The organism is Streptomyces sp. NPDC058469 (assembly GCF_042721125.1).
Lineage (GTDB): Bacteria > Actinomycetota > Actinomycetes > Streptomycetales > Streptomycetaceae > Streptomyces.
Genome location: NZ_JBHXME010000005.1, coordinates 16,988 through 31,210, shown reverse-complemented (window position 1 = coordinate 31,210; position 14,223 = coordinate 16,988). Strand labels below are relative to the sequence as shown.

Sequence of the window (14,223 nt, the reverse complement as noted above, 5' to 3'; positions counted from 1 at the left end):
CATCTCCGACCCGCCGGCCTCCGAGAGAAGACCGCATGCTCGCCTACACCGTGCGCCGCATCCTCGTCTCCATACCCGTCCTCATCATCTCGACGTTCATCGTGTTCCTGGTCGTCATCAACTCCGGCGACCCGGTGGCCAACTTCGCCACCTCACGGCAACCCGCGCCCAGCAAGGCGGCGGTGGCCGCCTTCGCCCGGCACATCCACGCCAACCAGCCGGTGATGGAACGCTATTGGAACTGGATCACCGGCGTCCTGCACGGCGACTTCGGCCCGTCCGTGCAGGCCAACCTGAACATCGGGCACGACCTGTTCACCCGGTTCAAGGTGACCATCACCCTGGTCGCCGCGGCGATGATCCTCGCGCTGATCCTGGCCGTCGTGTTCGGCGTGTTCAGCGCCATCCGCCAGTACTCCGCCGCCGACTACACCATCACCTTCTTCGGCTTCCTCTTTCTCGCCATGCCCGTGTTCTGGTTCGCGGTCCTGCTCAAGCAGGCCGGGATCTGGTTCAACCAGAAGACCGGCAGCCAGTTCCTCGGCACCATCGGCGAGAAGTCGCCGTACCTCGAAGTCGACACCACCTGGAACGAGTTCACCGATCACGTGGGCCACCTCATCCTGCCCACCATCACCCTCGCGCTGGTCTCCTTCGCGTCCTGGACCCGCTACACCCGCGCCTCCATGCTGGAGGTCCTCAACAGCGACTACGTACGGCTCGCCCGCGCCAAGGGACTTCGGCGCGGCAGGGTGATGACACGGCACGCGCTGCGCACCGCCCTCATCCCGCTCGCCACCGTCACCGCGCTCGACATCGCGATCATCCTGGGCGGCGCGGTGATCACGGAGACGATCTTCCAGTGGCACGGCATGGGCGAGATGCTGGTCCAGGCGGCGACCACCCTCGACATCTACCGCACCATGGCCTGGCTGTTGCTCTCCGCCGTCGTCGTCATCGGGTTCAACCTCATCGCCGATCTGCTCTACGCCGTACTCGACCCGAGGATCCGCTATGACTGACATCGAGGCACCGGGGTCCGCGGGCACTCAACTACCGCGTGGCGACCACGAGTTCACCGTACGGCAGCGCACCCAGACCCAGCTGGTGCTGCGCCGCTTCGTGCGCCACCGGGCCGCGATGGTCAGCCTGGTCGTGTTCGTGCTGATCATCCTGTGGGCGTTCATCGGCCCGCACCTGTGGCACTACTCGTACCAGAAGTACACCGAGGACAACTCCAAACCCCCTTCCCTGAAGCACCCGTTCGGCACCGACTCCTCGGGCTACGACGGCTACGCGCAGGTCATGCGCGGCACCCAGACCTCGCTCAAGATCGCCATCATGATCGCGCTCGGCTCCACGCTGCTCGGCGCGATCTGGGGAGCCGTCGCCGGCTTCTACCGGGGCATCGTCGACGCGGTCATGATGCGCATCGCCGACCTGGTGCTGACGCTGCCCCTGTTCGCGATCGCCCTGGTCATCTCCTCCCGCACCGGCGGCTCCTGGTACTGGATCGCCATCGTGATCGCCGGACTCACCTGGGCGTACGTGGCCCGGGTCGTGCGCTCGGCCGTACTGTCGCTGCGCGAGAAGGAGTTCATCGAGGCGGCGCGGGCGCTCGGCGCCTCGGACACCCGGATCATCTTCCGGCATCTGCTGCCGAACGCCCTCGGCCCGATCATCGTGAACGCGACGATCCTGGTGGCGACCGGCATCCTCACCGAGACCGCGCTCTCCTTCCTGGGCTTCGGCGTCCAACCCCCGGACACCTCACTGGGGTTGCTGGTCTCCCAGGCGCAGACGGCGGTCGACACCCGGCCCTGGCTCTTCTACATCCCCGGCGCGTTCATCATCGCCATCGCGCTGACCATCAACTTCATCGGCGACGGACTGCGCGACGCCTTCGACCCACGGCAGCAAAGGGTGCGACAGTGACGACCACGAGTCATGGAGTGCGGGAGGTCCCCGTGACGTCCGCGGTGCTCGAAGTCGAGGACCTCAGCGTGGAGTTCGCCACGGAGGACGGGCTGGTGCGGGCCGTACGCGGTGTCGGCTACCGGCTCGACCGGGGCGAATCGCTGGGCATCGTCGGCGAGTCCGGGTCCGGGAAATCGGTCACCGCCCTCGCCGTGATGGGGCTGCTGCCGTCCGGCGCGCGGGTGCGCGGCTCGGTCCGCTTCGAGGGCACGGAGTTGCTCGGCCTCTCCGACGCGCGCCTGTCCGACCTGCGCGGCAGCGGCATCGCGATGGTCTTCCAGGACCCGATGACCTCCCTCAACCCCGTGTACAACGTGGGCTATCAGATCAGTGAGACCCTGCTCCGCCACAACCCCGAGATGAAGCACCGCGACGCCCGCAAACGGGCCGTGGAGCTGCTCGGCACGGTCGGCATCCCCAGCCCCGAGCGGCGCGTCGAGAGCTACCCGCACGAGATGTCGGGCGGTATGCGCCAGCGCGTCGTGATCGCCATCGCGATGGCCAACGACCCGGACGTGATCATCGCCGACGAGCCGACCACCGCCCTCGACGTCACCGTGCAGGCCCAGATCCTCGAAGCCCTGGAGACCGCCCGCGCCGAGACCGGAGCGGCGCTCGTCCTCATCACCCACGACCTCGGTGTGGTGGCCGGCCACACCGACCGGGTCGCGGTCATGTACGCCGGCCGGATAGTGGAGACCGGCTCCGTCGAGGACATCTTCTACACCCCGCGCATGCCCTACACCCTGGGCCTGCTCGGCTCCCTGCCCCGCCTCGACCGCGAGGAGGAACGGCTCACCCCCATCACCGGATCGCCGCCGAGCCTGCTGAACCTGCCACCCGGCTGCCCCTTCTCACCCCGCTGCCCCATGCGCCGCGACGTGTGCGACACGGACGAACCCGCCCTGCGCAGGGCCGGAGGCGACCTCCACCTCAGCGCCTGCCACTTCGCCGACGAACTCGTCGACACCGGCGCCGGCCAGGTCTTCGACGCCGTCGGCGCGGACACCGAGGCCCTGGCCCGCTTCGCCGACGCGGCCTCCACCACGAACCCCGAGGAGGACCCCGTATGACCGCGCCCGCGCAGGCCGCCACCCCCCTGCCGCCGCTGCCCGGCCACGGCGGCACCGGCGAACCGGTCCTCCAGGTCCGGGACCTGGTCAAGCACTTCCCGGTGATGTCCAAGGGCGTCATCCGCCGCCGCGTCGGTGACGTGCACGCCGTGTGCGGGGTCTCCTTCGACCTGTACGAGAACGAAACCCTGGGCCTGGTGGGGGAGTCGGGCTCGGGCAAGACGACGATCTCCCGCACCGTCCTCGGCCTCGAACGCGCCACCTCGGGCCGGGTCCGCTACGGGGCACACGAGCTCACCGAGCTGAGCAGACGTCAGATGCGGCCCCTACGGCGCGAGTTGCAGATCGTCTTCCAGGACCCGTACGCCTCCCTCGACCCGCGGATGACCGTCCACGAGATCGTCGCCGAACCCCTGCGCATCCACGGCCGGTACGGGTCCGGAGCCGGCGGCGAGGTCAGCGAACTCCTGCGCCTGGTCGGACTCAACCCCGAGCACGGCAACCGCTTCGCCCACGAGTTCTCCGGCGGACAGCGTCAACGCATCGGCATCGCACGGGCGTTGGCCCTGCACCCGAAGGTGATCATCCTCGACGAGCCGGTGTCGGCGCTCGACGTGTCGATCCAGGCGGGCGTCCTCAACCTGCTGATGGACCTGCAGAGCGAACTCAGCCTGTCCTTCCTCTTCGTCGCCCACGACCTGTCGGTGATGCGACACGTGGCCGGCCGGGTGGCCGTCATGTACCTGGGCCGCCTGGTCGAAATCGCCCCGGCCCGGCAGCTGTTCGCCCGCCCGGCGCATCCGTACACCCAGGCCCTGGTCTCGGCCATCCCGCTGCCCGACCCGCGCAAGGAACGCGCCCGCAAACGCATCACCATCCAGGGCGACGTCCCGAGCCCGGTCCGCCCGCCCAGCGGCTGCCGCTTCCGCACCCGCTGCCCCAAGTTCGCCAACCAACTCACCGACAGCGAACGGACGTCGTGCGTCGAGGAGATACCGGCGCTGGTGGACCGGGGTGGTGGCAACCCGGTCGCCTGTCACTACGCGGAGAGCGTGGAGTTGCTGTAGTCGAGGCCGAGTTCCTCGGCGGACGGGTACGGAGTGAGCCTGCTCTCGTCCTTGAGACGACGGTTGAAGTCGCCCACCGACGCGCCGAGTTGGGCGTACCGAGAGATGAGCCCTGCGGCGGCATCGGGGATGCCCTCGGGCCGCTTGCCGTCGGCGCAGGCGCGGATGAAGTCCTGGCGCTCGTCCAGGCCATAGCCGTACTGGTCCACGACGAGCCAGTGCACCAGGTAGGAGAAGGCGTAGGCGCGGTCGTAGTGCCGGTGACGGTCGTAGAAGTCGCGTTCGTCCGGGCCGAGTTGGAAGCGCGGGGAGAGGGCGAGGCCGTAGTCGGCGAGGTAGAGCTGGTGTCCGTCGGTGAGGATGTTCCTGAAGTGGGCGTCGAAGTGCAGGAGTTGATGCTCCTGGAGGAAGCCGATGACGGCTTCCAGGCCCCGCTCCACGAGGGCACAGGCCGTGTCGGGATCGTCGGTGCGCAGCTGCTCGGAGAGCCAGTCGTGCAGGGTGTGCGGCAGGTGTTCCATGAACAGCGTCAGGCTCGCGGACGCCGTCCGCAGCGCCTCGATGTGCTCACGACCGCCGCCCCAGTAGGCCACGTTCCGCTCCACGTCGGCGAGTTCGTCGGGCAGCGACGGTCCCGCGTCGGGCAGCACACGCCAGTGGTGCAGCAGCGGGAAGCCCGGGAAGCGGCCGGACACAACCCAGTTGGTCGTCATCTCGTGCACGGCCAGGTCACGCCAGACACCGAAGCCGGCGTTCGGGACGGCACCGATGCCGTAGTGGCAGTAGGCGGGCGCCCCGAACACGTTGGCCGTGGACCGGACGTTCTCCGGCCGCCGCTCGACATCGGTGAGCGGCATCCGCTTCACGAACACCTTTCTGCCGTCCACCTCGATCAGCGCCGAGCGACCGCCGACACTGGACCCCAACGGCGCGCCGGCCTCGACCAGTTCGGCGAGTTCGTGGTCGGAGAGCAGCGCGAGGGACGTGGCGATGTCACTGTGGGCGACGAGGCGTGAGGTGTTAGCCATACCCCCATCTTCGGTCAGTCGACCCGGAGTTGGAGGCGGACGGTCATCTCCACGCGCACCTCGTCGTCCGCCGCGAGCCCCTGCGGCTTGCGCACGGCGTTCTTGAGCGGCAGCAGATAGCCGCCGTCCTTGGGGAAGAGGGACGTCGTGAACACGACCTCGCCGATCCTGGCCTCGACCGGGATCACACCCCAGCCGTACGAGGCCATGGCGGCGACCTCACGGATGTCCGCCGACTCCTCGTCCGGCACGGGGACGAAGTGGTACGGCGACGGCCCGCGCCACTCGATCACCCGGCCGGTGAAGACGAACCTCATGGCTTCGGTGCCCTTCCTCAAGCCCTCAAGGACGGTCGGGACACGCTCAGTTGCCCGCGTAGTTCTGCAGGAACAGCGCCTCCGCCACCGACAGCCGCTCCAACTCCTCAGGAGACACGCTCTCGTTGAGCGCGTGGATCTGGGCCTCCGGCTCGCTGAGGCCGATGAGGAGGATCTCCGCCCGCGGGTAGAGGGCCGCGAGGGTGTTGCACAGCGGGATGGAGCCGCCCTGCCCGGCGTACTGCATCTCCTGGCCGGGGTAGGCGACCGCCATCGCGTCGGCCATCGCCGTGTACGCCGGGCTGGTCGTGTCGGCGCTGAAGGGCTGGCCCTGGCCGATCTGCTCGGTGCGGACTCGGGCGCCCCACGGGGTGTGGGCCTCCAGGTGGGCCTGGAGCAGTTTGGTCGCCTCGGCCGCGTCCACGCCCGGTGGCACCCGCAGGCTCACCAGCGCGCGGGCGCCGGCCTGCACGGACGGGGTGGCGCCGACGACCGGCGGGCAGTCGATGCCGAGGACCGTGACGGCCGGACGCGCCCAGATGCGGTCGGCGACCGAACCGGAACCGATCAACTCGACGCCGTCCAGCACCTTGGCGTCCTTGCGGAACTGTTCCTCCTCGTACGTAAGCCCCTCCCAGGACGACTGGGCGTCGAGCCCGTCGACCGTCGTGGAGCCGTCCTCGGCGCGCAGCGAGTCCAGGACGCGGATCAGCGCGGCCAGCGCGTCGGGCGCGGCGCCGCCGAACTGGCCCGAGTGCAGGTTGCCTTCGAGGGTGTCGACCTGCACGCGCAGCATCGTCATACCGCGCAGGGTCGCGGTGACCGTCGGCAGGCCGACCCGGAAGTTGCCCGCGTCGCCGATGACGATCGTGTCGGCCTTCAGCAGGTCGGGGTGCTCCTCGGCGTACCGCTCCAGGCCGCCGGTGCCCTGCTCCTCCGAGCCCTCGGCGATCACCTTGACGTGTACCGGGACACCGCCGTTGGCCTTGAGGGCGCGCAGCGCGAGCAGGTGCATGATCACGCCGCCCTTGCAGTCGGCGGCGCCGCGCCCGAACCAACGGCCGTCGCGCTCGGTCAGTTCGAACGGCGGGGTCGTCCAGCCGGCCTCGTCCAGCGGCGGCTGCACGTCGTAGTGGGCGTACAGCAGCACGGTCTTGGCGCCCTCCGGGCCGGGCAGGAAGCCGTAGACCGACTGGGTGCCGTCCGGGGTGTCGAGCAGGGCCACGTCCTGGAAACCCTCGGTGCGCAGCGCGTCGGCGACCCAGTTCGCGGCGCCCTCGCTCTCGCTCTTCGGGAACTGGTCGAAGTCCGCCACCGATCGGAAGGCCACCAGCTCGGTGAGCTCCGTCCTCGCCGTGGGCATCAGCGAGGCGACGGTCTCGGCGACCGGATTCGACGACATGGGCACGCTCCTTGTGGGTGCGACGTTGTACGAATGATGCCGTCGATCCTCCCACAGCGGTCTGTGGCGATGTCCGCCGTAGGATGCGGGGGACAGGTGCGGCAGCGTCTTGATCGGGAGCAGTAGACCATCGTGAGCAGCGAGAACTCGTCGGCGGACGACGAACAGCGGGTGTGGGACGTCGTCGTGGTGGGCGCGGGACCCGCGGGGGCTTCGGCCGCCTATGCGGCTGCGGTCGCGGGACGGCGTGTGCTGTTGTTGGAGAAAGCCGAGCTGCCCCGCTACAAGACGTGCGGCGGCGGCATCATCGGACCCTCGCGCGACTCCCTCCCGCCCGGCTTCGAACTGCCGTTGAAGGACCGGGTGCACGCCATAACGTTCTCGAACAACGGGCGGTTCACGCGGACACGCCGCTCCCGCCAGATGCTGTTCGGGCTGATCAACCGGCCCGAGTTCGACCAGCAGCTGGTCGAGCACGCGCAGAAGGCGGGCGCCGAGCTGCGTACGGGCGTCACAGTGACACGAGTCGAGCAGCACGGCTCCGCGGTCCCGGACCGGCGCACGGTCGCCGTGGTCCTGCAGGGCGGCGAGACGTTGCTCGCGCGGGCCGTCGTCGGCGCCGACGGCAGTGCCAGCCGCATAGGGGCGCACGTCGGGGTCAAGGTCGACCAGGTGGACCTGGGCCTGGAGGCGGAGATCCCGGTGCCGGAGACGGTCGCCGAGGACTGGAAGGGCCGGGTCCTCATCGACTGGGGCCCGATGCCCGGCAGTTACGGCTGGGTCTTCCCCAAGGGCGACACGCTCACGGTCGGGGTGATCTCCGCGCGCGGTGAAGGCGCCGCCACGAAGCGGTACTTGGAGGACTTCATCGCCCGGCTCGGCCTCGCCGGCTTCGAACCGAGCATCTCCTCCGGGCACTTGACCCGCTGCCGGGCGGACGACTCACCGTTGTCGCGCGGGCGGGTGCTGGTGTGCGGTGACGCGGCGGGACTCCTTGAGCCGTGGACCCGTGAGGGCATCTCGTTCGCGCTGCGGTCCGGACGGCTCGCGGGGGAGTGGGCGGTGCGGATCGCCGAGGCGCACGACGCCGTGGACACCCGCCGCCAGGCACTGAACTACGCGTTCGCGATCAAGGCGGGGCTCGGCGTCGAGATGAGCGTCGGCAAGAGCATGCTGTCGATGTTCGAGCGGCGCCCCGGTCTCTTCCACGCCGCGCTCACCGGATTCCGGCCGGCCTGGAAGGCCTTCATGGACATCACCCGGGGCTCGACGACGCTGGGCGAACTCGTGCGCAGCCATCCGATGGCCCAGCGCGCGCTGACCGCGATCGACCGCAGGAACGCGGAGCCGGTGGAGCGCGAGGAGCCCGCGGAGCCCGTGGAGGGCGAGGTCAGCTCCTGACCGTGACGTGGAACACCGGGTGGTCGGGGGCGATCCGGCGCAGCTCGTCGTCGGAGGAGTCCGGGCCGACTCCTCCGAAGAACACCCCGACCTCGGCCTTCCAGCGCTTGAGGTAGGCGCGCAGCAGCGGCACCTTGTCGTCGCCGGTGACCTCGGTCGCGGTGAACGCGTCGACCTTTTTGCCGAGCCGCAGCTCGCCGCCGCCCGCCGCGCGCATGTTGTGCGTCCACTGGACGTGCCCGCGCGGGGCGACGAGGTACTGCTGTCCGTCCACCGTCAGCAGGTTCACCGGAGTGGTCCGCCACTCGCCGCTCTTGCGACCGCGGACCGCCAGCACCCGTGAACCCCAGACGCTGAGACCGCGGCGGGCGAACCAGGCGACGGCGCGGTTGAAGACGTTCACGGTGAACCAGCCGGGCTTCTGGACGTGCGTGCTCATGACGACTCCGAGAGGTGAGAAGGGAACCTTGAAGGCAAAGTCCCGAATGGGAAAGTCCTGGCGGGAACGGCGCTCACTTTTGTGAGCACTGCTCTCGCTTGAGAACAGTCTGCATCGGTACGGCGATCCAATGCAAGAGCAGTGCTCTTGTTTTTGTTCGCCGCTCTTGTTTGTGTGCACTGATCCGATTCCATGCCACACTGGCTCGTATGAGCACCACACAGGGCGCCCGCGCCCGAGCCAGGATCGAGGTCACCGCGGCCATCAAGGACGAGGCGCGCGGACAGCTCGCCGCGGAGGGTGCCTCGAAGCTTTCGTTGCGTGCCGTGGCGCGTGAGCTGGGCATGGTCTCCTCCGCGCTGTACCGGTACTTCCCCAGCCGTGACGACCTGCTGACCGCTCTCATCATCGATGCGTACGACTCTCTGGGCGAGGCCGCGGAGGCGGCGCACTCCGAGGTGGCGGACGCGGTTCCGGTGCGGCGCTGGGTCGCTGTGTGTGAGGCGGTGCGGGGGTGGGCGCTCGGGCATCCGCACGAGTACGCGCTGATCTACGGCTCGCCGGTTCCTGGTTACGTCGCTCCCGAGACCACCGTCCCGTCCGCCGCCCGTGTCGCCCTTCTCCTCATCGGCATCGCGCGGGACGCCCACCAGGCCGGCACCCTGACCGAGCCCCTGCTCCCGGCGGACCTCCATCCCGAGGGGGAGCGCATGGTCGCGGACTTCGCCGGTGACCTTCCGCCCGCGGTGGCGGTGGCCCTGGTCGCCGCGTGGGCCGAGCTGTATGGACTGGTCAGCTTCGAGCTCTTCGGTCAGTTCCGCCGGGTGGTGGAGGATCGGGAGGCGTTCTTTCGGCATGCGGTACGACGGCTTGCGCTCGGAGTGGGGCTCGCCGACGCGTGAGTGCTCCGCTGGGTGCGCGGTTCTTTGTCTGCGGGCCCGGTGGGGGCTGGTCGCGCCCACGCGGCGGAGCCGCATATTGGTACCGCCCCGCGCCCCTTATGGGGCGCCGTAGTGGACCGGAGTACATGGCCCCGCCCGCCGGACGTACTCCCCGGGAAGTACGCGTGATCACCCCGTCCGGCTGACGCCGCCGACGTCGCCCGGCGTCTAGCGTGAGGTGCATGGACGAGCAGCGGGTACGCCGCGGGGGACCGCCCTGGTGGCGTCAGGGGCCGCCGTGGTGGAACGGCCGGGACGGCGGCCCGGCGGACGTCACGCACCGTTGGCCGTGGCGCTCCACCCTGCTGATCACCGTGTTCGTGCTCGTCGGCAGCGCCTTCGCCTCGCGCGGCCAGCCCGGCCGCGTACCGCTGGACCCCTATGCCCGCGCGCTGCTCCTCGCCGGCGGCGCGATGCTGCTGTGGCGCCACCGGTATCCGGTCGCGGTGGCCTTCGGTACGGCGCTGGCGGCCGTGGTCTACCTCGGGGCCGGATATCCGTACGGGCCCGTCTTCGTGACGGTCGCCTTCGGCTGCTTCAGCGCGGTCGTCGCCGGGCGCCGCTGGGCGGCCTGGACCGCGCTCGGTGTGCTGTGGGCCGCGCATCTCCTGGTCGGGCACTGGCTCTACCGGTGGCTGCCCCCGGCCCACGACAACGCCGCTCCCTGGGGCGGCGAGGTGGCCGTCACCACCGGGTTCGTCGCCATCGCCGCGATCTCCGAACTGGCCCGCACCCGCCGCGAACAGTGGGCCCGGGAACGGGCCGAGCGCGCACAGGCGGTCAGGCGCCGCGCCGACGAGGAACGGCTGCGGATGGCCCGCGAACTGCACGACGTCCTCGCGCACAGCATCTCCGTCATCAACGTCCAGGCGGGCGTCGGCCTCGCGCTCCTCGACTCCGACCCCGAGCAGGCCCGCACCGCCCTCACCACCATCAAGGCCGCGAGCAAGGAAGCACTCGGCGAGGTCCGTCAGGTCCTCGACACCCTGCGCACCCCGGGCGACGCCCCGCGCGCCCCGGCCCCCGGCCTCGACCGGCTGCCCGAACTGGCGCAGCAGGCGGCGAGCGCGGGCCTCACCGTCGCGCTCGACGGAACACCGCCCCGCCTCCCGCCCGGCACCGACCTCGCCGCCTTCCGCATCGTCCAGGAGGCGCTCACCAATGTCGTACGACATTCCGGTTCGCGGCACGCGCGCGTGCACGTCGACCACGACCCCCGGGAGCTACGGCTGCGCATCGACGACGACGGGCCCGCGACCGGCGCGGACGCCGGGGGCAGCGGCAACGGGCTGGCCGGAATGCGGGAGCGGGCCGCCGCGCTGGGTGGCACGATCGAGGCGGGCCCGCGCCCGGACGGCGGCTTCCGGGTGCTCGCCGTACTGCCGTTGAAGGTCACGCCGAAGGAGGACGACCGGTGATCCGCGTACTGCTCGCCGACGACCAGGCCCTGGTCCGGGCCGGCTTCAAGGCGCTGCTGGACGCGCAGCCGGACATCGAGGTGGCCGGTGAGGCGTCCGACGGTGAGGAAGCGGTGCGCGCGGTGGGCGAACTGCGCCCCGATGTCGTCCTGATGGACATCCGCATGCCGCTGCTCGACGGCCTCGCCGCGACCCGCCGGATCACCGGGGACGGCGACCTCAAGGACGTGAAGGTGGTCATGCTGACCACTTTCGAACTCGACGAGTACGTCTTCGAGGCGATCCGCTCCGGCGCCTCCGGCTTCCTGGTCAAGGACACCGAACCTGACGAACTCCTGCGCGCCGTAAGGGCGGTGGTCGACGGCGACGCGCTGCTCTCACCCGGGGTGACCCGCCGCCTCATCGCCGAGTTCGCGGCCCGCTCCAAGGAACCCGCGACCGCCGACGCCCTCACCCAACTCACCGAGCGGGAACGGGAGGTGATGGCCCTGGTCGGCATCGGCCTCTCCAACGACGAGATCGCCCGCCGCCTGGTCGTCAGCCCGCTGACCGCGAAGACCCACGTCAGCCGCACGATGGTGAAACTGGGCGCCCGGGACAGGGCCCAACTCGTCGTGCTGGCCTACGAGTCGGGGTTGGTACGCCCCGGCTGGCTGGGCTGAGCCGACCCCTGCCGATACCCGTACAGCACCGTCGCCACCCGGACGAAGAACACCACCGGCACGAGCACGAGCGCCCCGCGCACCAGCAACGTCTCGACGGTGCCCGGCAGTTCGAACAGCAGCGCCGGACCGGCCACCGCCCCGAAGAGCACCGCCGCCACGAACGCCGCGCTGACCAGCGCGTACCCGATCTCGACGGTCATCGCGTCCCGCTCGGCCTGCGTGCGCCGTCCCCCGATCGTCGTCATCCCGAAAGTCTCACACGTGTGCGCCCGGCGGAACAAGCAGCTCCGCCGGGCGCACACCAGGGGAGGCGTCCCCATGAGCTGGTCCGTCGTGAATCGGTCCCGCTCAGCCGCGCCCTGAAGGCCGCGGGGCTGTATCGACATGCGGCTCCGCCGCGTGGGCGCGACCGGCCACGACGGACCCGCGGACGACGCACCGGCCATCCGCGGAGCGCCTAGTCACGGACCGCCACGCGCTCCGCCTCCGCCTCCGTCGCAGTGGACTTGGCTACGACGATGGACTCTTGGGTACGGCGGGTGCGCAGCCCCGGCAGCGTGATCAGCAATCCGGCGAGCGCGATGAACGTCACCACGACCAATCCGGGCCGGTAACTGTCCAGCACCGCCTACGGGGTGGCATGTGCGGGGGCGTGGGCGGTGACCACGGCCGTGACGACGGCCAGGAAGATCGCGCCGCCCACCTGCACCGAGGTGTTCAACAGCCCGGAGACCATGCCCTGTTCGTGGTCCTCGACCCCGTTGGTGGCCTGGATGTTGAGCGAGGGGAAGACCAGCGCGAAGGCCGCTCCGATCAGCAGCATCGACGGCAGGATCACCGCCGCGTACCCGGGATCGACGCTGACCCGCAGGAACAGGGCGTACCCCACGACCATCAGCGCGAAGCCCACCACGATCAGCCGCTGGGTGCCGAACCGGTCGACGATCGCGCCCATCTTCGTCGAGGACGCCGCCACCAGCGCGCCGGCCGGCAGGAAGGCGAGCGCCGTGTGCAACGCCGACCAGCCGAGCAGCTGTTGCATGTACAACGTGACGAGGAACTGGAAGCCGACGTAGGACCCGAAGAGGGCCATCGCGCCGAGCTGGGCGCGGATCTGGTTGCCGGAGCGCAGCACCCCGAGCCGGATCAACGGCCCCGCGGAGCGCCGCTCGACGAACACGAAGACGGTCAGGAGGACGGCAACTGCCAGGAAGGAGAGGAGGGTTCGGGCCGACGCCCATCCGGCCTGCGGTGCCTGTACGACGGTGAACACCAGCAGCAGCATCGACGCGGTACCGAGGACCGCGCCCGGGATGTCGTAGCCGTTGTGGTCCTTCTCGCGTTCACTGCGCGGCAGGAGCTTCAGGCCGGCGAGGAGGGCGAGCAGCGCGATCGGTGCGGGCAGCAGCATGGTGAGCCGCCAACTGGCCTCCGTGAGCAGGCCGGAGAGCACCAGGCCCATCGAGAAACCGGTGGCGGCGCAGGTGGTGTAGATGGACAGGGCGCGGTTGCGCAGCGGGCCCTCGGCGAAGGTCGTGGTGATGATCGACAGGCCGGCCGGTGCGGTGAAGGCCGCGCTGAGGCCCTTGATGAAGCGGCTGGCGATCAGCAGCGGGCCCGAGTCGACGAGCCCGCCGAGCAGTGAGGCCACCGCGAAGACACCCAGGGCGACCAGGAAGACCTGACGCCGGCCGAGCAGGTCGGCGGTCCGGCCGCCGAGGAGGAGCAGCCCGCCGTATCCCAGGATGTAGCCGCTGACGATCCATTGGAGCGTCGAGGTGGAGAGGTCGAGTTCGGAGCCGATGGAGGGCAGGGCGACACCGACCATCGACACGTCGAGCGCGTCCAGGAACATCGCGGCGCAGAGCACCAGCAGGGTGCCCCACAGCCGGGGAGTCCAACGTCCCTCGGACAGGGAAGGGGAGAGCGGAGAGGTCATGCCGCAGACGCTACATGCGCATGCATCGAATGCGAACGCATTTAATTACGATGCAACAAACTCGCTTCTCTGCTACGGTGCGCTGTCATGGCGGCGAAGAAGGCCGAGCAGGCGCTCGTGGACCAGTGGCGGGAGATGCTGGCGTTGCACGCCCGCACGCAGTGCGAACTCGACCGCGCTCTGCATCAACACGGCCTGTGCGGCAGCGACTTCGAGGTGCTCGACGTGCTGTCCGGCGAGTGCTGCACGTTCCGCGTCCAGGAGATCTCCGAGCGCGTCCACCTCAGTCAGAGCGCCCTGTCCCGCCTGATCGCCCGGCTGGAGAAAGACGGCCTCGTCGAGCGCGGCATGTGCGCGGAGGACCGGCGCGGCGTACGCGTGACCCTCACGGACAAGGGGCGCACGCTGCACGGTGAGGTACTCCCGTTGCAGCGTGCGGTGTTGACGAAGATGCTGACCGGCTGACGCTCCCCGCTCATGCGGCGGGCGTGGCCGGCGACGCGTCATCCCCGAGTGAGGCGGCAGATCCCGCACCTGCCGCCCCTGGGGAGGGCTG

Annotated in this window: 14 protein-coding genes and 1 pseudogene; 9 read left to right on the top strand and 6 right to left on the bottom strand. The window is 70.1% G+C overall.

Features of this window, described 5'->3' with window-relative positions; all coding sequences use genetic code 11:
- Window positions 1–35: 35 nt before the first annotated feature.
- The 4 genes from ACFWP5_RS04700 to ACFWP5_RS04685 are packed head-to-tail and all read left to right on the top strand — an operon-like array spanning window position 36 to window position 4,117.
- The gene (locus tag ACFWP5_RS04700; protein ID WP_384150171.1) at window positions 36–1,022 is read left to right on the top strand and encodes an ABC transporter permease; all 987 of its coding nucleotides are present in this window, start codon (window positions 36–38) and stop codon (window positions 1,020–1,022) included.
- A complete protein-coding gene (locus tag ACFWP5_RS04695; RefSeq protein ID WP_327405882.1) occupies window positions 1,015–1,935 on the top strand; it encodes an ABC transporter permease in 921 nt (306 codons plus the stop codon). Before ACFWP5_RS04700 ends, ACFWP5_RS04695 begins: the two co-directional genes overlap by 8 nt.
- Window positions 1,936–1,952: 17 nt before the next feature.
- The gene (locus ACFWP5_RS04690) at window positions 1,953–3,050 is read left to right on the top strand and encodes an ABC transporter ATP-binding protein (RefSeq protein WP_384150540.1); all 1,098 of its coding nucleotides are present in this window, start codon (window positions 1,953–1,955) and stop codon (window positions 3,048–3,050) included.
- Window positions 3,047–4,117: an ABC transporter ATP-binding protein gene (locus tag ACFWP5_RS04685; protein WP_384150167.1), complete on the top strand. Its 1,071-nt coding sequence runs from the start codon at window positions 3,047–3,049 to the stop codon at window positions 4,115–4,117. The genes ACFWP5_RS04690 and ACFWP5_RS04685 overlap by 4 nt, the downstream gene beginning before the upstream one ends.
- Here ACFWP5_RS04685 and ACFWP5_RS04680 read toward each other — a convergent pair.
- Genes ACFWP5_RS04680 through ACFWP5_RS04670 form a run of 3 tightly spaced genes read right to left on the bottom strand, consistent with a single transcriptional unit; the run spans window position 4,090 to window position 6,864 of the window.
- The gene (locus ACFWP5_RS04680; protein ID WP_384150164.1) at window positions 4,090–5,145 is read right to left on the bottom strand and encodes a protein kinase family protein; all 1,056 of its coding nucleotides are present in this window, start codon (window positions 5,143–5,145) and stop codon (window positions 4,090–4,092) included. The two genes, ACFWP5_RS04685 and ACFWP5_RS04680, sit on opposite strands and share 28 nt — an antisense overlap.
- 14 nt (window positions 5,146–5,159) lie before the next feature.
- Window positions 5,160–5,462, bottom strand: coding sequence for a DUF1905 domain-containing protein (locus tag ACFWP5_RS04675; RefSeq protein WP_384150161.1), 303 nt, complete (start codon window positions 5,460–5,462; stop codon window positions 5,160–5,162).
- A gap of 46 nt (window positions 5,463–5,508) precedes the next feature.
- The gene (locus ACFWP5_RS04670; RefSeq protein WP_384150158.1) at window positions 5,509–6,864 is read right to left on the bottom strand and encodes a dipeptidase; all 1,356 of its coding nucleotides are present in this window, start codon (window positions 6,862–6,864) and stop codon (window positions 5,509–5,511) included.
- A gap of 132 nt (window positions 6,865–6,996) precedes the next feature.
- On the opposite strand from ACFWP5_RS04670, the gene ACFWP5_RS04665 reads away from it, so the two are divergent.
- Window positions 6,997–8,265: a geranylgeranyl reductase family protein gene (locus tag ACFWP5_RS04665; RefSeq protein WP_384150155.1), complete on the top strand. Its 1,269-nt coding sequence runs from the start codon at window positions 6,997–6,999 to the stop codon at window positions 8,263–8,265.
- Here the strand turns inward: ACFWP5_RS04665 and ACFWP5_RS04660 are convergent.
- The gene (locus ACFWP5_RS04660; RefSeq protein ID WP_384150152.1) at window positions 8,255–8,704 is read right to left on the bottom strand and encodes a nitroreductase family deazaflavin-dependent oxidoreductase; all 450 of its coding nucleotides are present in this window, start codon (window positions 8,702–8,704) and stop codon (window positions 8,255–8,257) included. The genes ACFWP5_RS04665 and ACFWP5_RS04660 overlap by 11 nt on opposite strands.
- Before the next feature lie 209 nt (window positions 8,705–8,913).
- On the opposite strand from ACFWP5_RS04660, the gene ACFWP5_RS04655 reads away from it, so the two are divergent.
- The 3 genes from ACFWP5_RS04655 (at window position 8,914) to ACFWP5_RS04645 (ending at window position 11,725) form a co-directional block, all read left to right on the top strand.
- Window positions 8,914–9,606, top strand: coding sequence for a TetR/AcrR family transcriptional regulator (locus tag ACFWP5_RS04655; RefSeq protein ID WP_384150149.1), 693 nt, complete (start codon window positions 8,914–8,916; stop codon window positions 9,604–9,606).
- 221 nt (window positions 9,607–9,827) lie between these two features.
- The gene (locus ACFWP5_RS04650) at window positions 9,828–11,063 is read left to right on the top strand and encodes a sensor histidine kinase (protein WP_384150146.1); all 1,236 of its coding nucleotides are present in this window, start codon (window positions 9,828–9,830) and stop codon (window positions 11,061–11,063) included.
- Complete coding sequence (locus ACFWP5_RS04645) at window positions 11,060–11,725, top strand: response regulator (protein WP_384150143.1); 666 nt, start codon at window positions 11,060–11,062, stop codon at window positions 11,723–11,725. The genes ACFWP5_RS04650 and ACFWP5_RS04645 overlap by 4 nt, the downstream gene beginning before the upstream one ends.
- Here ACFWP5_RS04645 and ACFWP5_RS04640 read toward each other — a convergent pair.
- Both ACFWP5_RS04640 and ACFWP5_RS04635 read right to left on the bottom strand, forming a co-directional pair.
- Window positions 11,686–11,973, bottom strand: coding sequence for a DUF6332 family protein (locus ACFWP5_RS04640; protein WP_384150140.1), 288 nt, complete (start codon window positions 11,971–11,973; stop codon window positions 11,686–11,688). The two genes, ACFWP5_RS04645 and ACFWP5_RS04640, sit on opposite strands and share 40 nt — an antisense overlap.
- A 212-nt stretch (window positions 11,974–12,185) precedes the next feature.
- Window positions 12,186–13,667, bottom strand: a pseudogene (locus ACFWP5_RS04635) (MFS transporter).
- Window positions 13,668–13,754: 87 nt separating this feature from the next.
- On the opposite strand from ACFWP5_RS04635, the gene ACFWP5_RS04630 reads away from it, so the two are divergent.
- On the top strand, window positions 13,755–14,132 hold the full coding sequence (locus ACFWP5_RS04630; protein WP_384150138.1) for a MarR family winged helix-turn-helix transcriptional regulator: 378 nt from the start codon (window positions 13,755–13,757) through the stop codon (window positions 14,130–14,132).
- Window positions 14,133–14,223: the final 91 nt, after the last annotated feature.